Raw genomic sequence first — 23,567 nt, 5'->3', positions numbered from 1 at the left:
TTAGTATAAGTGTTCACGCCGTGATTGTCAATGCGGGGGATACGTTAGTGTCAACGTTTGTCAGTCAACACTTTTCCGGTATCTACGCACAGAAAAATTTGCGCGATTTGGTTTGACGGTTCTGTGGATGGACAATCAAACCACAAGACGATAAATGAAGTCAAGAACATGCGGCTTGCCGAACCGATAAGTGATCATAATGGTCTGGCTAGGCCTCATCCGCCACGCCGACATTTTTATTTACACACCAAAAATCCTAAGCCGGGCGTACTCGACTCAGGATTTTTTGGCAATTTATTTATAACGCTCTGAAGAAGCCTTCTTGCGTTTCTTCGCCTGACGCTGTTTCTGTCGAATTTCAATGCGGTGTTCCTGTTGCTGCTCACGGTTGATTGCTTTCTTGATACGCTGCTTGTAGCCGGGTTTGACCTTCTTCTTGGCCTTGTGGATGGCACCGGCCATGCTGCCGGAAATCTTCACCGGCTTCTTACCGCGCTTCTTTCGGCGGTTACGGTCGAATGAATCCACAATTTCACCGTTTTTAAGTTCCTTAGGTTTAAATTCGATGCCCATATCTTCTAGGGCTTCAATCTGGTCTTCATCGTCTGGTGAGTACAGGGTGATAGCAGTCCCCTGCATCCCCTTCCGACCAGTCCGGCCGACCCGGTGAATGAAGTAATCCAAATCTTCAGGAATACCGTCGTTGATCACGTGTGACACGCCATCGATATCGATACCACGCGCTGCCAGATCAGTGGCAACCACGAATTGAAAGTCCAGATTCTGCACTTCACGCATGACCCGTTTTCGCTCACGGGCCGGCAGATCACCATGGATCACGGCCACTTTAAGCCCCTGACTCTTCAGAAAGTTTGCGATCTCAACCACGCGTTTCTTCGTGTTGGCGAAAACCAACGCTAAGTATGGTTCGCCAAGCGTCAATAATTTATAAATCAGGTCATTTTTCGAACGGCCCTTCGTTGACAACAGCCAGTTATCAATGGTTGGACTGATCACAGACTTCACTGGGATCTCTTCAACAACTGGATTGTCCATGTACTTGCGCAGGAATGGGCGCAATTTGTCAGGAATGGTTGCTGAGAACACCATCATTTGAAGTTTTTCAGGCATCCGACCGGCAATTTTATCCACCTGTTCCAAGAACCCAAGATCAAGCGTCATGTCGGCTTCATCGACCACGAACTGCGTTGCCGTGTGAATGTCGAGTGCATTGCTTTGAATCAAGTCAAGGACACGACCAGGTGTCCCGATAACGATTTCGGGTTGTTCCCGCTGTAACTTATCGATTTGGCGTTTTTTATCAGTCCCGCCAACGTAATTCCCAACCTTAATGGCCGCTGGACTATGTTTGGCTAACTGTTTTGCATCACCGTAAATCTGGTAGGCCAGTTCGCGGCTTGGTGTCGTGATAACGGCCTGAACTTCATGCTTTGCTGGGTCGATCTTATCGAAAATCGGCAGTAAGAACGCGTGGGTTTTCCCACTCCCGGTCTGAGATTGGCCAACGACGCTCTTGCCTTCTTTGATGACCGGAATCAGTTTTTCCTGAACCGGCATCGGCGTCTTAAAATTTAATTCCGTTAGGGCTTCCATTAAAAATGGCTTGAGACCGAAGTCCTTAAAGGATTCACTCATGTTTTTCTCCTTTGTACGCGGTGGTGATTTCGTCTAGTTCCTTGATCACCTGTTTAATCTCATCATCATCATGGGCCACCGCACCACTAGCTAGTGCGTGCCCGCCGCCGCCATGGTTTTTAGCCAGATCATTAATGGACGGTCCCTTTGACCGTAACCGGATCCGGAAGGTGTGATCCTTGGACTCAACAAAGATGGCCCAAGCCACGACCTCATTTAGGCGGCCTGGTAATGGTACCACAGCACTGGTGCTTTCGTCACCTAAATTAAATGGTTTTACGACTTCATCCGACAATTTAATGTACGCAGCGCCAGACGGAAGGATTGTTAAACTCTGATAAACGAATGCGGATAATCGCGCCAACGGTAGTGAAATGGCGTCTTCCTGCTGGTTAATGTCACTCGCAGAGAAGTTAAAGGTCATCAAATCGCTTGCTACCCGCATGGTGTGCGGCGACGTCGCCGGGTACATAAAACGACCCGTATCACCCACGATGCCGGCATAGAGTAATCGGGCAGCATCGTCCGGACAGGTCAGTTCACTTTCAAAGGCTTTGTAAAAATCAAACACGAGCTCTGAGGTACTTGATGCTGCGGGGGTCACCCACTGCACATCGCCAAACGCATCATCGTTTGGATGGTGGTCAATTTTAACCATCTTGTCGCCCTTGGTGTAGCGTGAATCGTCAACTCGGGGCTGATTAGCCGTATCCACCACGATCACGAGTGCGTGGTTGTAAACATCGTCTTCGATCACATCGGTCGTCCCCAGCCAGTTAAAGCCTGGATATTGTTTGCCAACGCAGTAAACCTTCTTGGTAGGAAAACTGGCCTTCAAAATACCAGCCAAGCCCATTTGAGAGCCGATAGCATCAGGATCCGGCCGTTGGTGCCTGTGAATAATAATCTTATCATGTTGTTTAATTAAATCTAAAATTGCTGTTTGCGTGTCGCGTAGTGTCATAGTTGTCACCTTTCCGTCGGTTATCGTACAGTATCGCCCTTTAGTATACCGTTTTGTGGCCGGTTATTCAAAATCACGATGGTCGTTAAACAGCGGTAATTTCATATTCTCAAACGCCTGCGGAGCCAGACCGGTCAGCGTAATCCCCAGCAACCGAATCCCATCGTCCGGTGCCGGCATTTGGGCCATCAGCTGCTGAGCTAATTGTAAAAACGGCTCGCCAGTCGTCTCAATGAAATCCGTTTGCGTGACACGTTTCGTCAGCGTCTTAAAGTCCCCGTAACGCACCTTCAAAACCAGCGTCCGGCCGTGGGTCTGCTTCTTGCGGACTTCACCGGCAACCATGTCAGCCAGTTTCGTCAGCTGCGTTGTGACCTCACCCTGAGACGTCAAAAACGGCCAGTACGTGCGCTCTTTACCAAGTGACTTACGATCACGCTGGTATTCGACAGGACGATTGTCAACACCGCGGACCCGCTGATAAAGCACCTCGCCAAAGCGGCCAAATTGATTGATGAGATCCATTTCGTGCCACTTTAACAGGTCTGCGCCGTTATTGATGTTGAGGTCATGCATCTTTGGCACCGTCTTCTTACCGACGCCGCGAAACCGTTCGATAGGCAGTTTGGCCAAAAAATCGGGCGCGTCTGCCGCGTGAATCACGGTCACGCCAATCGGCTTGCGATAGTCAGAAGCCTCCTTGGCCAAAAACTTGCTGTAGGAAATACCGACCGAACACGTCAAGTGGGTTTCCTGCCAAATTTGACGCTGCATTTTTGCCGCTAAAATGACCGGATCTTTAATGTGCTGTTTATTTTCAGTTATATCAAGATAGGCTTCATCAAAAGCCACCGTCTCAATAATATCGGTATACTGATGAAAAATTTCGTGAATGTGGTCGGATATTTCCCGATAGTGGGGAAAGTTAGGCGGAATAAACGTTGCCTTCGGACAGAGTTTCAGTGCTTGTTGGGCGGGCATTGCAGAATGAACGCCGTACTGCCGAGCCACGTAATTTGCGGTAGTTACAACGCCACGCCCGCCTGTTGTCCGCGGATCACGGGTGATTATCAACGGTACTTTTTTGTAAGCCGGGGTGTCGCGCTCTTCAATGGAGGCGTAAAAAGCATCCATGTCCACGTGTATAATGTGTCGATGATCGTCAATTTGCGTAGGATTATCCATGGTTGACGCCCCCTTAGTATCAGTATTAGTGCATCAGTACATTATATATGAACGCGTGTTTGGTGGCAAGTTGCAGAGAGTGTAGCAAGGCGCCTAGGGGGCGGAGCAAAACGGACTCTGAGCCAAAAAGTCTGGGCCTGACTTTTTGAATCAGAGTCCGTTCTGCAGTAGCCCCCTGCCTTGCGAAACTCGTTTCGGCGATGCTGCCAAGAAAGTCAGTACCAAGCACCACTAAGCCAAATAAACCAACGATGCCCGTTCCTGACTTTCCCGCCCAGTCTCCGTTCTGCAGTATCCGACCAGCTCCGCTTATCAACGTACGAACGTACAATCATCGCCCTAAACGCACCAGCAACAAAAAAATCCCCCACCGCTGGGAGATTCCAAACAAAACATTCTGTTACTTATCAGCATCTTGATCTGCTGCATCGTCTGAGTCGGCTGGCTTAGCATCCGTCTCAGTTGAAGCAGCATCATCAGTAGCGGCTGCATCTTCAGCTGGCTTTGCTTCTTTTGTTTCGGCCTCTGCTGGTGCTGCGGCAACTTCTGAACTGGCTGCACGTTGAGAAACTGAACCGATGGCGTTTAAGTCAAAGACTAAGAAAATACCATCGCAGTCAAGGGTTACGGTCTTGGCTTCGTTATTGATCTCATCAACAACACCATGAAGCCGGCCAATCGTAACAACGTGGTCGCCCTTTTTAAGCTGGGATAACGTATCCCGATGCTTTTGTTGTTGCTTACGCTGCGGACGGATCATTAAGAAGTACATAGCCACGATCATGACCAAGATCAAAATGATGCCGGAATAACTACTAGCGGAACTTGTTGCTAAAACTGTCAATTGTTTCACCCACCTTTTCGTCTACTCTATAATTTAACAAAAAAATGTAAGTTCGTCCATGGTATCTATGAAAACGCTAGAAATTTTTGGGGTTTGGGACGTTATATCCGTACGCTTCAAAGAAGTTTTCTTTAAAGTCCAACAAATTATCGTCCATGATGGCCTGACGAACCTGCTTCATCAAATGCAGTAAGAAATACAAATTGTGGTAACTGGTCAACCGTAAACCAAAGCTTTCATCCGCCTTAAACAAATGACGAATATAAGCCCGCGAGTAGTTGCGGCAAGCGTAGCAGTCGCAGTTGTCATCGATCGGACCAAAATCACGTTCATACTTGGCGTTCTTGACGGTGACCCGACCGTGACTGGTCATGCAGGTCCCCCGCCGTGCGATCCGCGTCGGCAATACGCAGTCAAACATATCAATACCGCGCATAACCCCGTCGATCAGCGAATCAGGCGATCCGACACCCATCAGATACCGCGGTTTGTTGGTCGGCAGCATCGGTGTTGTGAAAGATAACACCTGATTCATTTCCGCCTTGGATTCCCCGACTGATAATCCACCAATCGAATACCCTGGAAAATCCATGCTGACCAGATCATTAGCGGATTGCCGCCGAAGGTCTTCATAACCAGCCCCTTGAACGATGCCAAACAACCCTTGCCAATCCGGGTTGCTGTGCGCCTTAAGTCCCCGTTCGGCCCAACGGGAAGTACGCTCAACCGAGTGTTTGATGTAGTCGTAGCTCTCAAAGAAGGGTGGGCATTCATCCAAACTCATCATAATATCCGGCCCTAGGTCGTTTTCGATCTGCATGGCCTTTTCTGGAGATAAGAAGAGCTTATCACCGTTCGAAGGATTTCTAAAATGAACCCCTTCCTCGGTAATGTTACGATTGTCGGCAAGTGAAAATACTTGGAACCCGCCGGAATCGGTCAGGATCGGTTTCTGCCAGTTCATAAACTTGTGCAGACCGCCCGCTTCCTTGACCAAGTCTTCGCCCGGTTGCAGCCAAAGATGATAGGTGTTCGCTAAAATAACACCAGCCCCCATCTCGTCAAGCTCCTCAGGAGCTAACGATTTGACCGTTGCCTGCGTGCCCACCGGCATAAACATCGGGGTCGGAAAGGTCCCGTGCGGCGTGATCAGTTCGCCCAGCCGGGCACCCGTGTGCTTTTCAGTTTTTATTAAGCGATACTTAATCGCTGGTTCCATAAAGATGTGAGCCTCCGTTCTTAAAAATCATTCCTACACTGTAGCATGAATCTGCGGATGGGGCAAGGAAGTTAGGGACGACGCGCGTTTCAACCTAACAAATACACCACCTCAAAACAAAAATGGTGGTCAATAAAAAACATCAGGCAAGCCGGCACAATGCTGGCCGTTCTCCCCTGATGCTTCAATGATTATGATTAAGCGGTTAGATAGGCTGGAAAGTCATCAGCAATGACCTCAACCAACGTGCTGCAGGTCCACCCCGAGTTGTTTCAAACGGCGCAGGCGCAGCGTTGAGCGCCCCATTACCGCTGCCTACTTAATGAACATCGCGTCCCCAAAACTAAAGAAACGGTATTTTTCTTCAATGGCGTGCTGATAGGCATTCAAGATGTTATCACGACCGGTAAAGGCAGCGACCAGCATGACCAGCGTTGACTTTGGCAAATGGAAGTTCGTGATGAACGCATCAACTACTTTCCACTGGTAGCCAGGGAAAATGAAAATATCCGTCCAACCAGAATCTGCCTTGATTTCGCCATTAAACTTTGAACCAATGGTCTCAAGCGTTCTGATCGATGTGGTTCCAGTGGCAACAATGCGGCCGCCGTTTGCTCGAACCTCGTTCAGTGTTTTTGCCGATTCTTCTGATAGCCGATAGAATTCCGAATGCATCTTGTGATCATCAATATTCTTTTCATCAACTGGCCGGAACGTGCCTAAGCCGACGTGCAAGGTCAAATAAACGAGTTTAACGCCCTTGTCCTGAACCTTTTGCAGAAGTGCCTTTGTCCAGTGCAAACCAGCTGTTGGCGCAGCCGCCGAGCCGGATTCGCGCGCGTAAACGGTTTGATAACGTTCCAGATCGTCCAATTTTTCTTTGATATACGGTGGCAGTGGTGTCTCGCCTAATTTCTCCAGAACTTCCATAAAGATACCGTCGTAGTGGAATTCAATCATCCGGCCGCCGTGTTCCAATTCCTTCGTCACAGTTGCGGTTAACTGACCATCGCCAAACGTCACCGTGGTACCAACCTTGATGCGTTTAGCAGGCTTCATGAGCGTTTCCCATTCGTCGCCCTTCGTGTTATGCAGCAGTAAAACTTCAACGTGGCCGCCGGTTTCCGGTTTTACACCGTAGATTCTTGCCGGCATCACACGCGAATCATTCATCACAACGGCATCCCCAGCATGCAGCTGGTCAATGATGTCGTAAAAGTGCTTATCTTCAAGCGCACCAGTCGTGTGATCCATCACCAATAAACGGGATGCATCCCGCTTTTCAATGGGTGTCTGGGCAATGAGTTCATGGGGTAAATCATAGTCAAAATCGTCAGTTGTCAGTGTCATGGTCGTCTTCCTTTCAAGGGTGAATCACTGTTAGTCGTTTCGAGGTTCTGGAATACCAAGGTGCTCGTAGGCCTGTGATGTCACCATTCGTCCGCGGGCAGTCCGTTTAATGAAACCGCGTTGCAGCAGGAATGGCTCGTACATTTCAGCCACTGTTTCCGTTTCTTCACCAATGTTGGCGGCCAAAGTATTCAGCCCAACCGGCCCGCCATCGTAATAGGTGATCATCGTTTTAAGTAGTTTAATATCGGTGCGGTCAAGGCCCTGATCATCGACTTGGAGCATGGTCAAAGCCTTTTGAACAATACTCAGGTCAATCCCATCATGGTCAGTGGAAACCTCCGCAAAGTCGCGGATCCGCTTGAGCAGCCGGTTGGCAATTCGCGGTGTACCGCGTGAGCGCCGGGCAATTTCATGCGCCCCTTGTTCATCGATCGGTGAATGCAAAATGCCAGCAGAGCGGATCACAATTTGCTCAAGATCAGCCACATCATAGTATGCCATGTGGCCAACGATACCGAAACGATCCCGCAACGGTGCTGATAAGAGGCCCGCCCGTGTTGTCGCACCAATCAGGGTGAACGGCGGCAACGGAAAGTGAACGGGATGGGCTGTCGGTCCTTGACCGACCACAATGTCGACAAAGAAATCTTCCATTGCGGAATAAAGCATTTCCTCGACAATTTTCGGCAACCGATGAATTTCATCAATGAACAAAACATCGCCCGGTTGCAGTTCGTTGAGCAGCGCCACGAGGTCACCCGTCTTTTCGATGGCGGGGCCGCTGGTGGTCTTGAGGCCAACCTGCATTTCACTGGCGATGATCATTGCCAGTGTTGTTTTCCCTAAACCAGGTGGGCCGTATAACAGCACATGGTCCAAAGCCTCTTCACGTTGTTTAGCCGCTTGGATATAGACTTTGAGTTCGTCCTTTAAAGCGGACTGCCCAATGTACTGGTCCAGCGAATTTGGCCGCAACGACCGTTCAACGGCGGATTCTTCATCCCCCTGCGGCTGACCTGAAACGAGCCGTTCGTCATCATCGTTCAAATTGTCACCTCCCCTATGCGTTTGTGAGTAATTTCAAACCGGCGCTGAGATAGTCATCAGTTGTCTTTCCCGGTTCCTGATTGAGTGTTTTTTCAATTTTTGCCACGTCCCGGTCACGGTAGCCAAGAGCGGTCAGCGCCGCGATGGCATCTGCCAACTGCGGGTTAGTCGAAGTTGGCGCATCGGCCACCGTCTCCGTTGTAAATAAGCCAACCTCGCCCAAGTCTTCTAACTTATCTTTTAAATCAAGCACAATTTGTTGTGCCGTTTTTTTCCCAACACCTGGAAAATGCGTCAAGAATTTGACATCATTATCCTGAATGGCGCGAATAATAGCCGCCTGGTCACCGTTTGCCAGAATGGCTAATGCACTCTTGGCACCAATGCCTGACACCGCCAGTAATTTTTCAAAAAGTCGTTTCTCGTCAAGCGACCCAAACCCATACAGCACCTGAGCCGTATCGCTGATAGTCTGGTGAACGTAAACGCGCACCAGTTTGTCGCCGACCTCATACTGATAGGGATTCGCTGCCCGAACCAGGTAGCCAACACCGTGTACGTCAACCACGATATACGCTGGTTGAACATCTGTGATTCGTCCTTCTAAATACTGAAACATGGTGTGCCTGTCCCCCATTTCTCATCCGTTTAAAAACGTATGTTTGCCTAAAAAGTGTACCATGAAAAAGGGTTCTGAATCAAGCGTGGGCGCACACCGGTTAATACACGATACTGACGGAAAACCCAGGTTATCTAACTTGCTATGAATAAACATATGAATCTGCGTTCATTCGGGCTACCGAAGCAATTTGTCGTGGATGTAGGAAGCTTGGAAGCTGGCTGGTTACAGTCTCAATAGCTGGTAATTGTGGGAAAACCCTGGTCTAAATTTTTACTGGCTTTTTTGTCTAGCATGTCGTTAAAGATGACGTACAATTGCGGTGGCCGTCCATGTAACCATCAAGCCTTCCCCCAACCATCGCCAAACAAAAAAGACTGGGCACTGCGCTCAGTCTTTTGGTTGTGTTTTTTTATTTTGTTTTCTAACTGCCTCATCTTCAATGTGCTGATGTTCGTGCGGCTTGAGCTTGTCAGGTTTGACGGCTAACGCGCCGATTCCGGAAAAGATTCCGAAGTAGTACGTCAAGATCCGCCACAGCAGCATGGCTAAGACTAGTTTGCTGGAACTCGTAATGTAGCTCCTAAACAGCACTTCAAAACTATATTCTGCCCCACCTTCGCCACCTGGAATCGGAAAGATGGAAATGACCATAACGATAAGAATGTGCAGACAGGTAATCATCACGGCGTTGACGTGGGAATAGCCCAGTGACAGCATAATAAAGTACGGCACAAGGTAGTAAAACATGAGTTGAAAGAAGGTTATGATGACCACTTCAACTAACAGCTTGCGCTCCCTTAGCAGCCTAACACTTTCATCGTAGAAGAGATCCACTTTATCATCCAAATTTGTCGCCATGCTCACAACACGTTCTGGTTTCATAAAAAACTTCAACGGCCAGGTAATGACCTTGATCAATTTTTTTGTGAACCGCGGCCAGAACATAATCAGTAACAACCCGACGATAACTGAGAAATGAATGAGGAATCCAAACACCACAAACAACGACAGGTAACTCATTTTGGCCACCATATAGTGAAAGCCGACAATCAGCGCAATCAAGAAATTGATCACGATCATGGCCTGAAAGACCACGAATTTCATGAGCAGGATCGAACTTGCTCGGCCGCCGTCGATACCCGATTGCAGCATTGCCACCAACTGGGCCGGCTGACCACCGGATGAAAACGGTGTAATGCCGTTGAAAAGCTGTTCAATCAGAGGGATTCGCAACGCACTCTTGTAGGAATATTTTCCAAGACGTTTTTCGACCAGAATTTTGACAACCAGGCCCTCCAGCCCAAAATAAGCGCACATGCACCCGATTGCCACGGCCAGCCACCACAGATTAATGGTGGTAAAGTCGTGAATCAAAATACTGATCTTGATGTCGCGTAACGAATACCCGAAGACGGCTAGGCCCAAAATAATCATCAGGACCAACACCAGTTTATTGCGTCTCGACATAGTTTCTATCCTCTTTTACGTAAGTGTGCTTGGTCCTGATAAAATTTGACCCAAATTTTAACCAACCGATCCTCAGAATAGTAATCGGCGGCATCCTTTGCCTTGTTTTGCAGGTCTTGTAATTCGGCGGGGTCGTCCCGTAGTTTATGCAGGTCACGATCCATTTCGTCAACATCGTCCGCGCCAAGGTAGTCGCCCAGTAAAATTGAATCGTACAGATCCAGGTTTCGGACTAGCACTGGTGTGTGGGCACTGAACGCTTCCAGCACCGACATCGGAAACAATTCATTATAGGATGGCAGCAGGAAAACATCCGCCATATTGTAGTAATCAACTAATCGATTGCGGTCAACAATTCCAGGAAAACTCAGGTTGGCTGGCGGATCGTCGACGACCTTTTTCAGCTCCGCGTACCCGTCAGTGATCCGGCCAAAAGAGAAGCCACCAGTCCAGATAAATTGCATATCAGGATTGCGTTTCGCTAATTCAATAAAGTCCGGTACCCCTTTACGCACCTGAACCTGACCGGAACCCAAAACGGTGAATTTATGGGGATAATGGTAAGCATCACGCAGGTCGGCCCGTTTTTTGTCAGTTACCGGATAAAAGGTACTTTTGCTGACGAAGTTGGGGATGTAAGTGATTTTATCGGCCGCGATGCCATACGCCATCAACTTTTCCTTAAAACTGGGATTCACGACCACTAGTTGATCCATTCGCTTATAAAAGGCAATCACGTAGCGGTAAAAAATACCCTTAAACAACCGCGGTAATTTCAAACTGCCCTCCAAGGTCTCCGGTAAAAAATGAACAAAGCCGATTTTACGACCCCGATTCGGCATAAACGTGGACAAATAGTACTGGGGGTTAACCGTATGGTAGTGGCTGATATCCGCCCGGCCATACTTGTTGACCTCGATTTTCAACTCATCATTTGCCTGTGTTTGCAACAGGCGCAACAACTCAACATAGACGCTCCCAACGCCCTGTCCAGCCACCTTATCCGCCGTTGAAAACATGGTTACTCTTAACATTTAGCACACCTCATCATAATCTGTAGTTGTTTTCATGCAACAACCAGTGACGTGACAACCCCAACTGAGAACTGGTAACCACAAAAGGGCAAAAACCCATCATGAATTTCTGCCCTTCACAGTTTTTTACTTAATTACTGATACCAGCCGAATCTTCATGCACTTGTTCGTAGGCCAATTGACAGTCCTGATAAAAGGCAACGACCTGTTCGCCAAACGCATCCGAGGACGATTCGTGCAGTGTGTGCTTAAGCGTTTTTTGATCTGTGATGACCGGATCTTTTAAGAAATGAACCATGTCGTCCACCATTTCATCGAAACTTGAAAAAGTACTTCCAAGTGTCTCGCCTGAAAGCAGCTCGTCCGTGTACGGGCTGTGTTTAACAACAATTTTTGTGCCCGCAGCGAGCGATTCGATATAGGTCAGCCCCTGTGATTCTGAGTCAGAAGCCGAAGCAAACAAATCAGCTGTCTGATAGAAAGCGGCAACCTTATCGTTATTAATTTCACCAGTAAAGATGACGTGGTCGCCTAAGTTCAGCGCCTTGGCCTGTTTTTCAAGGTCTGCCCGTGCGGGGCCGTCACCGACAATCATCAATTTGGCCTTTGGTAATTCAGCAACCACCTTTGGCATCCCGTCAATGACTTCCTTGATGTTTTTCTCGTAAGCCAGACGGCTCAATGAGAGAATCAGCGGTGCATCAGCGTCAATCCCATATTGGCCACGAATATCGACATCACTCGGTTGTGAATACTGGTCTAAAACAATCCCGGTTGGAATGACACGAATCGGCGTTTTGACACCGTACCCGGTCAGTTTATCAATGACCCGGTCACTGGGAGCAACAACACCATCTAGGTGCGCACAAAAAGCCAGCGTCATTTGTTTCACGTGGACCGGTTTAAGAATCTTGCCGTTAGCCACGTAATGCAAGTAATCCTCATACATGGTGTGGTAGGTATGCAGACACGGAATCTTGAGGTTCCGCGCAACAAACTTACCGATCCACCCCATCGAAAATTCCGTTTGGGTATGAATAATATCTAAATCAAGTTCCTTAGCAATCTGATAGGCATGAAATAACCCTCGAAATGCGATTCGGCGGTCCGTAAATGAAACGAATGGCACACTCGGAAACCGGAAAATGTTGCGTTCGTACACGTCACGTTCAATATGGGGATCCGTAGTCGTAAAAATGTAGACCCGGTGGCCCTGTTTTTCCAATTCATGTTTCAAAATCTTAATGGATGTGGCAACACCACTTACCTGAGGGAAGTAGGTATCCGTAAATAATCCAATGTTCACACTTATCCCCCCCAACAAAATAATTTCAACGTTTGTCACACAGCAATCAATGGGCGCCTGATTCAGCAACCCTAACAAACGGGCATTTTTTACCCAAGTTATCAGCTCTAATGATACTCCCTCTCTGCACTTATACCAAGCCGAAAGGCCGGCATTTAGGAAATCAGCAGGGAAATTTAACAAAATCAGTGAAGGTTAGTTACTTCAGTAATTAACTATATAGCATTTTTAATTTCAACGCAACCGGCAATCCCATGTTTAACTGTCCGCTATTTCAAAGATACCCTATCCTACCGATTTCGTTAACACCTGTCAACTTGTCATTTATGGGTAAAACACTGGTGGTCACCGGCCTCTAAGCTGGGACTGCGAGAAGGTAACTTTTCGCGGTAACTCAATACTATACGTCATATAATATGATTTCATATACATCTTACGAAACACAACCGTTCTTGTCAAGGAAAAGCGTACTTTCAACCGTTGCGTTAGGTCGCATTAACCAGGTGTCGAGACCAGCATTATTCGTCAGTTCGGCGATGCTCACCATTGGCGAGTATCCCGCCAAAAAAATATAAGCGCCCCTAACCGAAAATTCCAATTTGGATTTTCAGGTTAGGAGTGCTTATTTTATCTGACAGGCAACGGTCAACTGTCGCACGTTCAGGCTAGATAACCAGGCCGCACTAAGATGACATTTTTATTGTCTGCAGGCAGTTTTAACACCGCTTCTCAGATGTATCTTGTGTATTTTAAAAAACAAAATCGTCAACAAGCTGGATAACCTCATCGTTAGTGCTGGCATGGATGGCCTTATCAGCCAAAGTTGCCATCCGAGTCGAATCCAGTCGGTGAAAGAGTGAACGGGTCTTCAAAATGCTGGTGGCACTCATCGAAAATTCATCGAGGCCCATCCCGACTAGAATCGGCACAGCAATCTGATCACCCGCCATTTCCCCGCACATCGCAGCAAGTTTGCCCTCGTGATGACAAGCATCAATAACGTGTTTGATCAGGCGCAAAATGGCCGGATTATACGGTTGATACAGGTAAGACACACGTTCATTGGTTCGGTCCGCTGCCATGGAATACCCAATCAGGTCGTTGGTTCCAATACTCATAAAGTCAACTTCCTTGGCAAACTGATCAGCCAAAATGGCCGCTGCTGGCACTTCAACCATAATGCCCAGTTGCGGATCACCGACTGGCGTACCGCTATCAATGAGCGCCTGGCGTTCTTCCTGATAAATCTTTTTAGCTGACCGAAATTCAGCCAAGGTCGCAATCATTGGAAACATGATGCCCAATTGGCCAAAGTGAGAAGCCCGCAATAATGCGCGTAACTGCGTCCGAAAAATGTCCGTTCGATTCAAGCTTATACGAATCGCCCTGTAGCCCATAAAGGGATTCATTTCCTTTGGCAATTTGAGATAGGGCAGTCCTTTGTCGCCGCCGATGTCCATGGTTCGCACCACAACGGGCTTGTCAGGCATGCCCTGAACGACTTTTTTATACGCTGCAAACTGGTCATCTTCCGTTGGCCAATCCTGAGCATTCATGTATAAAAATTCGCTTCGAAACAGCCCGATACCTTCAGCACCGTTTTCGGTCACGGCAGCAAGATCTTCCGGCGTTCCGATGTTAGCGGCCAGAATGTGATGCACACCATCCTTAGTCAAACTAGGTTTGTTCTGAAGCTTTTGCCACTCAATTTTTTGCGTTTTATAGGTCGTCGCAAGGTCGTGGTACTGCTGACGCTCTTCAGTGGTTGGCTGCAAAATGGCTCGGCCGTGGAGCCCATCTAAAATGAGCGGCTGCCCATCCGAAATAAGTTCCGTTGCCCGTTTGGTGCCCACAACCGCTGGGATTTCCAACGTTCGCGACATGATTGCTGAGTGCGACGTCCGACCACCAACATCGGTGATAAACCCCTTCACAAAGTGCCGATCCAGTTGCGCGGTATCACTCGGTGTCAGGTCATGTGCAACAACTATCACCTGGTGGTCGATCAGCGCAGGATTGGGTAATTCAACTCCCAAAAGGTGCGCTAAAACGCGCTTCGTCACGTCCCGAATATCGGTGGAACGCTCACGCATATACAGGTTATCCTGCATGTTTTCAAACAGTTTAACGTACGAATCCGTGACAACGGTCAGCGCCTCCTCGGCACTCACCCGCTGGTCACGGATTTGTTTAACGATCTGCCGAATCATTTCTGGGTCTGACAGAATGGTGAGGTGCGCGTCGAAAGCGGCGGCTTCATCCTCACCCATTGTTTGAATAGCATGTTCTTTGATCTGCGCAAGGTCCTTTTTTGAGGCCACGAGCGCAGCGGATAACCTGGTTGCCTGGGCATTAACATCAGTGATCTTTACTTTCTTAAATGAAAGGTCCGGATCCACTAGCCGATACGACTCGGCAATCGCCACACCATCACTGGCGGCGATTCCGTTAAGTACCCGACTTGGCATTAGTCAGACAGGCCTTCCTCTTTCATGGTCTTAGCAACGTCTTCCATGGCGTCCTTTTCATCGTCGCCATCTGCAGCAATGGTAACGTCAGTGTTAGCACCAACACCAAGTGACATCACGCCCATGATTGACTTCAAGTTAACTGACTTGCCCTCATATTCAAGCGTAATGTCAGCGTTATACTTGCTGGCAGCCTGAACTAATAAAGTTGCTGGACGAGCATGAATCCCTGTTTCTGCGGTAATGTGAAAGTTGCGTTTTTCCATAGTTATCGATCTCCTTTTACGAGCACAATATTTTTTCTTTTAGGGCGGCCTTCCCACCAGATGCAAAGAACCCCGCTTCTTCGAAATGATTAGAAAACTTGCCTTTATCCTAAGAATATCAATTTATTCACTAAAATACAAGCGAATGTAAGCAAATAGTGACCGCTTACATTGCTGTTTTTATGAAGTTTGGTCATGATCATAGTGATAGGTAAGAATCCCAAGTTTATCTGCCTTGCCCACGATTCGCTTTCGAAATTCGAATTTCGTGAAGGCTGGGTAAAAATCCATAAACTCGTCTGGTTTAACAACAAACTCGTCTAGTTCGCCGTCTTTCAGCTGTTCCATCATCTTTGTGTAGTCCTTATCCAAGCTAGTCAGCCCCCTTTTTTCTGAAAGGCACGCCCTTTATCGTACGCTGTTTACGGTCAACTGTCCATTCCAGTAGAAGCTTTTTTCGTTAATTAATGAATGTGTCTGAACAAAATGGTGCCAATACAACCGGTCGGGATGGCACGCGTCGGCATGATTTTCTTTGACTTGCGGGCCGGCCAATAATGGGGTGCCCGTTTTCACTTGGACGAGTCGGCAATCATCAATTAAGTTCTAAGGCAGGAACACTTTCATAATCTATAAATCAGCTGACCGGTCACTGATACTTAAAACGATGAAGTGCCATCAAATGCTGCCCAGCGAAAGCCAAATTAGTCTCATCACTAGTCTGTGGTACGTCAGATTGGCCAGTTAAGGCTGTCGCATTGCCAGTTTATTTTTTACCCTTCAATCTCTGTACACCATGCCTATTATGAGGTTGCGTAGTGCACATGGCTTGCATATTCTGCGTAAATGTTATACAACTTACACTGTAATTAGCACTGAAATGAACGAGTGCTAATTTCCGAAGCAAACTGCTTGCTTCAAGCTAAAGTTAGGGTATAATTAAATCAATGGTCAATATTGGTCAGACATTGCAAAAGTGTTTGGCCGGTTGGCTTGACTACTTTATATAGAAAGGAGTCAATATATGCTCTGTCAAAACTGCCATCAACGCGAAGCAACAATTCATTTGTACTTGAACGTTAATGGCCAACGGCAACAAGTTGATCTCTGTCAGAACTGTTATCAGCTTTTGAAAGATCAACAACCAAAAAATCCAAATTCCGAAAACGGAGGTACGCAAATGGCACAAGATCCATTTGGGTTCGGTAACTTAGACGACATCTTCCGCGCAATGCAGGACGGTGGTATCCCAAACAACGGTCAGCAAGGGTTTCAACAACAAGTTCCGCCTACACAGCCTCAGGGCCCAACAGGTGGTAACGGCAATGGTCGCAGCAACAAGCAAGGCGGCCTTCTAGGTCAATACGGCTTAGACCTTACTGAACTGGCAAGTCAGGGCAAAATCGACCCCGTCATTGGTCGCGATAAAGAAATTGCACGGGTCATTGAGATCCTTAACCGGCGAACCAAGAACAACCCTGTTCTCATCGGTGAAGCCGGGGTCGGTAAAACGGCCGTGGTCGAAGGCTTGGCACAAAAGATCGTCTCTGGCGACGTTCCCCAAAAACTATTAAATAAGAAAATTATCCGGTTAGATGTTGTTTCCCTCGTACAAGGCACTGGGATCCGTGGGCAATTTGAACAACGGATGCAGCAACTGATGCAGGAAGTACAACAAGATCCAAACGTCATCTTGTTTATTGACGAAATTCACGAAATCGTGGGTGCCGGCAATGCTGAAGGCGGTATGGATGCTGGTAACGTTTTGAAACCGGCCCTTGCCCGTGGTGAGTTCCAACTTGTTGGGGCCACTACCCTGAACGAATACCGGGACATTGAAAAGGATCAGGCGTTAGCACGTCGGCTTCAACCCGTAACGGTCAATGAACCGTCACCCGAAGAGGCTGTTGAAATTCTTAAGGGCATTCAAAAGAAGTACGAGGACTACCACCACGTTCAATATTCCGAAGGCGCTCTGGAGGCCGCTGTTAAGTTATCCGATCGTTACATTCAAGACCGGTTCTTACCAGATAAGGCCATCGACCTGCTTGATGAATCAGGCTCAAAGAAGAACCTAACCATTAATGTGGCTGATCCAAAGACGATCCAAGAAAAAATCGATACTGCTGAAAGTCAAAAACAAGCAGCTCTAAAGCAGGAAGACTACGAAAAAGCTGCCTACTATCGTGACCAGGTCAACAAGTTAGAAAAGACGAAGGACAGTGCTTCCGCCTCCCCTGACGAAACGCCAAAGGTCACTGAAGAAGACATGCAGCAAATCGTTGAGGAGAAGACTGGTATTCCTGTTGGCGAATTAGCCAATAAGGAACAGACGCAGTTGAAGGATCTCGGCCCATCATTGAAGAAGCACGTCATCGGCCAAGACGAGGCCGTTGACAAGGTCACCCGGGCCATCCGGCGTAACCGGATCGGGTTAAACGGAACTGGCCGGCCAATCGGGTCATTCCTCTTCGTTGGTCCAACTGGTGTTGGGAAAACCGAATTAGCTAAGCAGCTGGCGCGCGAACTCTTTGGTTCTAAGGACGCCATGATCCGGTTTGACATGTCTGAGTACATGGAGCCGCATTCAGTGTCTAAGCTGATCGGGTCACCTCCTGGCTATGTTGGCTATGAAGAAGCCGGTCAACTGACGGAACAGGTTCGGCGTCATCCGTACAGTATTATTCTGTTGGATGAAGTTGAAAAAGCACACCCAGACGTAATGCACATGTTCCTTCAGATCTTGGACGATGGCCGTTTGACTGATTCACAAGGTCGGACAGTGTCGTTTAAGGATACCATCATCATCATGACCTCTAATGCGGGGACTGGTGATGTTGAAGCCAGCGTTGGTTTCGGCGCCGAAGCAAGTGGCAAGACCCACTCTGTTTTGGATAAACTGACCAACTACTTCAAGCCTGAATTCTTAAACCGGTTTGATGACATCGTTGAATTCAACGCGCTCACTAAGGAAAACTTGATGAAGATCGTTGATTTGATGATCGATGACGTCAACGCAATGTTAGCCACTCAAGGCTTGCACGTTCACGTAACCGAACCAGTCGAGAACAAGTTAGTTGATCTTGGGTACGATCCTTCAATGGGTGCTCGGCCATTACGGCGGGTCATTCAAGAACAGATCGAAGACCGGATTGCTGATTACTACCTCGACCACAGCGACGTAAAGAACCTCGTTGCTACAATGAACCATGACAAGATCGCTTTGGGCGCTGAAAACAGCACTACTACTGCTGCAAGCACCGAAAATGATACGGAAACAAAATAGATTGATTGAGAGCTGAGCAACCGGATTGGTTGCTCAGCTCTTTTTGTGATGTGCACCTTTAAGCCGCTCGTTGCGGCCGCTCCCCTTTGCAACGCGTTACATTTCCCTAAATTCCCGTTAATTTGTATAAAATCCGCTTCATCATGCGGTATACTAATATTAAACGCGGGAGGAGGGGTTGCATGGCAATTTTTGATCGACTATGGCACTGGATCACAGGGCAGGGACAAGCAACGCCGAAACACGCAGCAAATGTGCGCAGCCAGCACCATACAACGCATATTTCACCGACTGGCGATCCCACCAAGATTCCAGTGACGAAAACGAAATCAAAACCGATCTCAAATGATTCTGAAACCGCTACCCAAAATGACACCCCAGATGTGCCACCGTTGCCGAGTACAACAATGGATGCCGTGTTAGTCGTCCTCTACGTTGATGAAGATGGCACTTCCCTCGCCGATCCTGAATGGCTCAATGGGCAACTTGGTGACCCCATTCGGCTGCAGTTTAAAAATTTTGACGACAAAATTCTCATTAATATTAAGGGCTTCATTACAAGCTATACCAGCCCGTACCACATTATGACCTTGGAGTTCATGCAGAAACTTGGTCACCCTGTGATTCTTTATCCAGTTGATTACGATACTGGCCAACTTCTGCAGACCCCTTCGGTCGTTACTGGTCAAATCAACGCACCGTTCGCGCTAAAACAGCCCGCAATCGACCATTACCATCTCATCAAAGCCAGCCGGCCGTTGAATGGTCATTTCACAACGGCACCGCAAATGATTATCGTCATGTTGCGGCGCAATACCTGGCAGTCGGTTCAACGAATCAACTACTATTTGGAACTTAATCAAACGACTACCGTTTATGACGCTCCCAATGGCCAGAGCCAACCCTATCATTTCCCCGACCATTCCGTATGGCGGGCGTTTATCAAGGTCACGCTCACAGATGGCAAAACTTGGTACAATTTGGGTGGACCGCAATGGATTCTTAACGACAAAATTGTGGTGACTGACCACCCCGCTGCCTCCGCACTTGAAAGCGAAGACGCCCTGAAACAGCCGACCTTTGACCCCCTAACTAAGTCCGGGCAGATCGACTTTATCGCTGACCATTCTGTCAATCTCTTTAATGCACCAAACGGGCGAATCACCGGCCAGATCCCTGATGGGACCTTGGTGACTATTACTGGCAAATTAGTGGACGATGCAAACATCCCTTGGTATCAACTTAATCATAAACAAGTGATTCAGGCACAGTACGTTAAAATAATGAATATTCAACTTGCCTAAATGGCAAGCAAAAAAGCAGCCGCGCAATAGATAGCGGTTGCTTTTTTTCGTTGCTGCGGTAATCAATCCGCAATTTCTTCCAGTTGAATCCGGTCTGGTTGCCGTTTCCCCTGAATGCGTTTGTTGATTTCCAAAATGAGGCTTGGAATGAAGACTGCAACCAACACAATGCCCCAGTTCAGCATCGGCATTGCCGTCAGCCCAAAGACTATCTGCAACGCCGGTGTCAGTGCGATGGTAAACACGATCACCGCCGCAATTAGCACACCAATATTGATTTCTCGGTTAGCTTTAATACTGGTCCAGGTCAGCGGTGACCGGCGTTTGATCGGGTAAATATCAATCATAGATCCAATAGCAAGCACCATGAACAGCATTGTGGTCCCCATCAGTGGTTCGTTGGCCGTCAAGCCGAACCGCCCCAGACCGTAAATGCCAAGTGTTAGGAGCACAAAAGTGGTTGCCCGCAAGGCTACCCGTTGTCCCAGACCATCCGCAAAGATGCTGACAGACCGGCCAATCGGTGGTCGTTGCATGTTGAATGGTTCAGCTGGTTCCCGACTGAGGTAAAAACCTGGGATCCCGTCGGCAAGCACGTTAATGATCAAAAGCTGTTCCGCAATCAGCGGCGCACCCCAGCCAACCGTTACGGCAAAGATCATCAAGAAAATTTGCGCAAAATTGACCCCAATCAAAAATTCAACGGCCTTCAAAATGTTTTGGTAAACGGCTCGGCCAGTAGCGACCGCTGCAACGATCGTTTCAAAATTATCATCCGTCAGAATCATGTCACTGGCGTTCTTTGAGACTTCAGTCCCGGTAATTCCCATGGCGACGCCGACATCCGCCGCCTTCAACGCTGGCGCGTCATTGACCCCGTCGCCAGTCATGGCCACCGTTGCGCCCTTATTTTGCCAAGCGGTCACGATTCGTATCTTGTCCTCCGGTGAGACCCGGGCGTACACACTAATGTGGTCGATTCGTTCAGTCAATTCAGCATCGCTCAGTTGTCGTAACGCAGCACCGGTAATGACGTCATCCTCAGGGTGCAAAATACCAATTTGTTTTGCGATTGCTTTCGCTGTTTCCAAATGATCCCCTGTAATCATGACGGTTCTGATACCTGCTTCAGCTGCCTGTTGCACAGCCGCAATCGCGGTCTCCCGCGGCGGATCGATCATCCCAATTAAGCCAAAGAAGATCAGGTCTTCTTGTAACGCTTCAATGGCCTCGGTGGGGCGTTCGTCAAAGTAGCGATACCCGACTGCCAGTACCCGCAAGGCATTGTGAGCAAACTCGTCATGAACTTTTTCCATGGTCTTGCGTTGCGTCTCAGACAACTGAATCGGCAAGTGGTCAACGGCTCCTTTCACAATCAGGAGGTAGCGGCCATCTGGAGTTTCGTGTAGAGTTGCCATTGTTTTTTTAGTCGAATTAAACGGGTCTTCGCTGATCCGTGGAAATTCAGTTTCAAATTTTGTTCGGCTGTGGTCAAATTTTTCTAACCACCGCACGATAGCCAATTCCGTCGAGTCACCGACTTCGATCATTTCATCTTTGACCAGTTGCCGAGTAGCGTTGGTGGCCAATCCCATCAACCGCATTAACTCAACGTTTTGCTCCGTGAGATGCATTTTAGCAACGCTGGTGGCCTGCGGGGCGCCCGCCGTCCAAAACCGCGTCACTGTCATCTGGTTCTGGGTCAGCGTCCCGGTTTTATCAGAAGCAATCACGTTCACGCCGCCAATCGTTTCAACGGCGTCTACCCGTCGCATGATGGCATGTTGCTTCGCCATCACGTTCACGCCGTGAGAGAGGCTGATGGTCACAATGATCGGTAACGTTTCGGGTACGGCGGCCACTGCGAGTGACACGCCGATCATGAGCGCATCCGTCATGGGTTCGCCTTGATAGAACACCCCTAACGCAAAAATGATCACACCACCAACAATTGCCACGGCAGTCAAACGCGCCGATAATTGATTCAACCGTTTTTGTAACGGCGTCATCCGTGTTTTAGTCCGGTTCAGCATGCCGGCAATGGTCCCCAGTTCGGTTGCCATCCCTGTCCCGGTCACCACCATGGTTCCGGACCCTTGGGCGACCCCAGTACCAGAAAACACTTCATTGTCACGGTCTCCCAGTTCTTCTGCTTGCGGCATTGGCTGATCTGTCTTCTTAACGGGCTCACTTTCACCCGTTAAGATTGCTTCATCGATTCGCAGGTCAGTGGCCGTAACCAACCGGCCGTCAGCAGGAATCTGGTTACCGCCAGTCAGCAGCACAATGTCGCCAGGTACCAAATCCGCCGCGTCAACCACCTGTGAGTGGCCATCACGGATAACCGTGACTTCGTGAACGTTTAATTTTTTCAGCGCAGCCAGTGATTTTTCGGCACTGTGCTCCTGATACATCCCAATTGCCACGTTAATAATCAAAATACTGCCGATAACGACGGTCTTTGTCCAGCCGCCGTCAGCGGTCAGTGCCAGGTAGGTTGAAAGCAAAACGGCAAATAACAGTACCAAGGAGGCCACATCTGAGAGGTGCCGCCACACCTTTTGGAAAATCGAAGGCGGCTTTTCCTCCTGAAGCACATTGCGGCCATCGCGTTGCCGTTCCGCAACCTGTGCGGCGGTCAACCCGAGGGTCAGATCCGTCTTCAATTGAGTTGCGAGTTGCGTTTTAGTAAGTTCAGCGTTATGAATTGTCATCGCGAGCAGTCCTTTCTTGAATTTGCTGCAGGGATTTGAATCAACAGCGGGATTTAGGCGTAAAACTAAGTCCTAGTCTTCGTTTATATTTTATCGAAAATGTCGGCTTTGTACAATAGAATTTAATCAAATACTTATGATTAAAATAATATTTTTGTGTGAATATTTTGTGAACAGCGCGTGGATCAAGGCGGTTAAAGGGCATAGCGTGTACAACTCTGGCAAAAATTTCCAGGTTTGGCATTTTGGTCAGAGTTGTATACGCAGTAACCCCCTGCCTTGCGGAACGCGTTTCAGCAACGATGCCAACAACCACGCGGTCCTTAATCGCCAGCAACGCGTCAACAAGCATCTTTCTGTTCGGCACCATTGCAATGTCACCCGCACATGTATAAACACCCCATTTCCCAGGATGTGCGCAGAAAGCCCTCAAAACAGCCTAGACAATCACACTGCTTCACTGCAAAAAAGCCAATCAGTGGTATTTGTACACTGATTGGCTTTTTTAGACTTAACTTAGTCGGATTATATTAACAATGATATTGGCAATCGAGATCTTGTGCCGTGGCGTGGCGCGCCTGCAGAAATAACTTAGGGCACAAAAGCCGACCGAGGCTTATAACTTTGACGCGCCCCTCCTCTCTTGCCGAAACGTGTTCAGCAAGGCAGGGGGCTCCTGCAGAAGTGACTCTGGGCACAAAAGCAACGAGTGCTTCTAACTTTGACGCGCCCCTCCTCTCTTGCCGAAACGTGTTCAGCAAGGCAGGGGGCTCCTGCAGAAGTGACTCTGGGCACAAAAGTCGACCGAGGCTTATAACTTTGACGCGCCCCC

17 protein-coding genes are annotated in these 23,567 nt (G+C 48.4%); 2 read left to right on the top strand and 15 right to left on the bottom strand.

Annotated features, from left to right (window positions below):
* Positions 1-294: 294 nt before the first annotated feature.
* From FC82_RS12280 to FC82_RS12210, 14 genes are all read right to left on the bottom strand, one after another.
* Complete coding sequence (locus FC82_RS12280; protein ID WP_054761102.1) at positions 295-1,656, bottom strand: DEAD/DEAH box helicase; 1,362 nt, start codon at positions 1,654-1,656, stop codon at positions 295-297.
* Positions 1,649-2,620, bottom strand: a complete 972-nt coding sequence (locus tag FC82_RS12275; RefSeq protein WP_056997157.1) for a DHH family phosphoesterase — start codon at positions 2,618-2,620, stop codon at positions 1,649-1,651. The genes FC82_RS12280 and FC82_RS12275 overlap by 8 nt, the downstream gene beginning before the upstream one ends.
* 63 nt (positions 2,621-2,683) lie before the next feature.
* The gene (gene dinB, locus FC82_RS12270; RefSeq protein WP_056997156.1) at positions 2,684-3,805 is read right to left on the bottom strand and encodes a DNA polymerase IV; all 1,122 of its coding nucleotides are present in this window, start codon (positions 3,803-3,805) and stop codon (positions 2,684-2,686) included.
* Positions 3,806-4,205: 400 nt separating this feature from the next.
* Positions 4,206-4,589, bottom strand: a complete 384-nt coding sequence (gene yajC, locus FC82_RS12260; RefSeq protein WP_175279798.1) for a preprotein translocase subunit YajC — start codon at positions 4,587-4,589, stop codon at positions 4,206-4,208.
* Between the two features lie 136 nt (positions 4,590-4,725).
* Positions 4,726-5,868, bottom strand: coding sequence for a tRNA guanosine(34) transglycosylase Tgt (gene tgt / locus FC82_RS12255; RefSeq protein ID WP_054761107.1), 1,143 nt, complete (start codon positions 5,866-5,868; stop codon positions 4,726-4,728).
* A 315-nt stretch (positions 5,869-6,183) separates the two neighbouring features.
* Entirely contained in the window at positions 6,184-7,218 is a 1,035-nt protein-coding gene (gene queA, locus FC82_RS12250) for a tRNA preQ1(34) S-adenosylmethionine ribosyltransferase-isomerase QueA (protein ID WP_054761108.1), read from the bottom strand.
* Positions 7,219-7,248: 30 nt separating this feature from the next.
* Positions 7,249-8,268 (bottom strand): Holliday junction branch migration DNA helicase RuvB, encoded by a 1,020-nt coding sequence (ruvB, locus tag FC82_RS12245; RefSeq protein WP_054761110.1) that lies wholly within the window; start codon positions 8,266-8,268, stop codon positions 7,249-7,251.
* Between the two features lie 13 nt (positions 8,269-8,281).
* Positions 8,282-8,887, bottom strand: a complete 606-nt coding sequence (ruvA, locus tag FC82_RS12240; protein ID WP_054761111.1) for a Holliday junction branch migration protein RuvA — start codon at positions 8,885-8,887, stop codon at positions 8,282-8,284.
* Positions 8,888-9,277: 390 nt separating this feature from the next.
* Positions 9,278-10,357 (bottom strand): lysylphosphatidylglycerol synthase transmembrane domain-containing protein, encoded by a 1,080-nt coding sequence (locus FC82_RS12235; protein WP_056997155.1) that lies wholly within the window; start codon positions 10,355-10,357, stop codon positions 9,278-9,280.
* Positions 10,358-10,362: 5 nt separating this feature from the next.
* Complete coding sequence (locus tag FC82_RS12230) at positions 10,363-11,391, bottom strand: glycosyltransferase family 4 protein (RefSeq protein WP_056997154.1); 1,029 nt, start codon at positions 11,389-11,391, stop codon at positions 10,363-10,365.
* Positions 11,392-11,521: 130 nt separating this feature from the next.
* Positions 11,522-12,697, bottom strand: coding sequence for a glycosyltransferase family 4 protein (locus FC82_RS12225; RefSeq protein ID WP_056997153.1), 1,176 nt, complete (start codon positions 12,695-12,697; stop codon positions 11,522-11,524).
* Between the two features lie 749 nt (positions 12,698-13,446).
* Positions 13,447-15,165 carry a phosphoenolpyruvate--protein phosphotransferase gene (gene ptsP, locus FC82_RS12220; protein ID WP_056997152.1) on the bottom strand — a complete coding sequence of 573 codons (1,719 nt, stop codon included), beginning with the start codon at positions 15,163-15,165 and terminating at the stop codon, positions 13,447-13,449.
* Entirely contained in the window at positions 15,165-15,431 is a 267-nt protein-coding gene (locus FC82_RS12215; protein WP_054761113.1) for a phosphocarrier protein HPr, read from the bottom strand. The genes ptsP and FC82_RS12215 overlap by 1 nt, the downstream gene beginning before the upstream one ends.
* A gap of 180 nt (positions 15,432-15,611) precedes the next feature.
* On the bottom strand, positions 15,612-15,803 hold the full coding sequence (locus FC82_RS12210; RefSeq protein WP_054761115.1) for a hypothetical protein: 192 nt from the start codon (positions 15,801-15,803) through the stop codon (positions 15,612-15,614).
* 652 nt (positions 15,804-16,455) lie between these two features.
* Between FC82_RS12210 and FC82_RS12205 the strand changes: the two genes are divergently transcribed.
* Entirely contained in the window at positions 16,456-18,717 is a 2,262-nt protein-coding gene (locus FC82_RS12205) for an ATP-dependent Clp protease ATP-binding subunit (protein WP_056997151.1), read from the top strand.
* Positions 18,718-18,899: 182 nt separating this feature from the next.
* Complete coding sequence (locus FC82_RS12200) at positions 18,900-20,021, top strand: MucBP domain-containing protein (RefSeq protein WP_056997150.1); 1,122 nt, start codon at positions 18,900-18,902, stop codon at positions 20,019-20,021.
* Between the two features lie 62 nt (positions 20,022-20,083).
* On the opposite strand, the gene FC82_RS12195 is transcribed toward FC82_RS12200, so the two are convergent.
* Positions 20,084-22,744, bottom strand: a complete 2,661-nt coding sequence (locus tag FC82_RS12195; protein ID WP_412778477.1) for a cation-translocating P-type ATPase — start codon at positions 22,742-22,744, stop codon at positions 20,084-20,086.
* Between the last annotated feature and the right edge of the window lie 823 nt (positions 22,745-23,567).

The organism is Secundilactobacillus collinoides DSM 20515 = JCM 1123 (assembly GCF_001435975.1).
Lineage (GTDB): Bacteria > Bacillota > Bacilli > Lactobacillales > Lactobacillaceae > Secundilactobacillus > Secundilactobacillus collinoides.
The sequence above is the reverse complement of the archived record's forward strand: the minus strand, read 5'-3'. Positions and strand labels throughout refer to the sequence as shown.

Excerpts from the sequence above, each read along its gene's own strand:
- FC82_RS12280 (WP_054761102.1), bottom strand. The coding sequence starts at position 1,656 with ATGAGTGAATCCTTTAAGGACTTCGGTCTCAAGCCATTTTTAATGGAA.
- FC82_RS12275 (WP_056997157.1), bottom strand. The coding sequence starts at position 2,620 with ATGACACTACGCGACACGCAAACAGCAATTTTAGATTTAATTAAACAA.
- dinB (WP_056997156.1), bottom strand. The coding sequence starts at position 3,805 with ATGGATAATCCTACGCAAATTGACGATCATCGACACATTATACACGTG.
- yajC (WP_175279798.1), bottom strand. The coding sequence starts at position 4,589 with ATGATCGTGGCTATGTACTTCTTAATGATCCGTCCGCAGCGTAAGCAA.
- tgt (WP_054761107.1), bottom strand. The coding sequence starts at position 5,868 with ATGGAACCAGCGATTAAGTATCGCTTAATAAAAACTGAAAAGCACACG.
- queA (WP_054761108.1), bottom strand. The coding sequence starts at position 7,218 with ATGACACTGACAACTGACGATTTTGACTATGATTTACCCCATGAACTC.
- ruvA (WP_054761111.1), bottom strand. The coding sequence starts at position 8,887 with ATGTTTCAGTATTTAGAAGGACGAATCACAGATGTTCAACCAGCGTAT.
- FC82_RS12235 (WP_056997155.1), bottom strand. The coding sequence starts at position 10,357 with ATGTCGAGACGCAATAAACTGGTGTTGGTCCTGATGATTATTTTGGGC.
- FC82_RS12230 (WP_056997154.1), bottom strand. The coding sequence starts at position 11,391 with ATGTTAAGAGTAACCATGTTTTCAACGGCGGATAAGGTGGCTGGACAG.
- ptsP (WP_056997152.1), bottom strand. The coding sequence starts at position 15,165 with ATGCCAAGTCGGGTACTTAACGGAATCGCCGCCAGTGATGGTGTGGCG.
- FC82_RS12215 (WP_054761113.1), bottom strand. The coding sequence starts at position 15,431 with ATGGAAAAACGCAACTTTCACATTACCGCAGAAACAGGGATTCATGCT.
- FC82_RS12205 (WP_056997151.1), top strand. The coding sequence starts at position 16,456 with ATGCTCTGTCAAAACTGCCATCAACGCGAAGCAACAATTCATTTGTAC.
- FC82_RS12200 (WP_056997150.1), top strand. The coding sequence starts at position 18,900 with ATGGCAATTTTTGATCGACTATGGCACTGGATCACAGGGCAGGGACAA.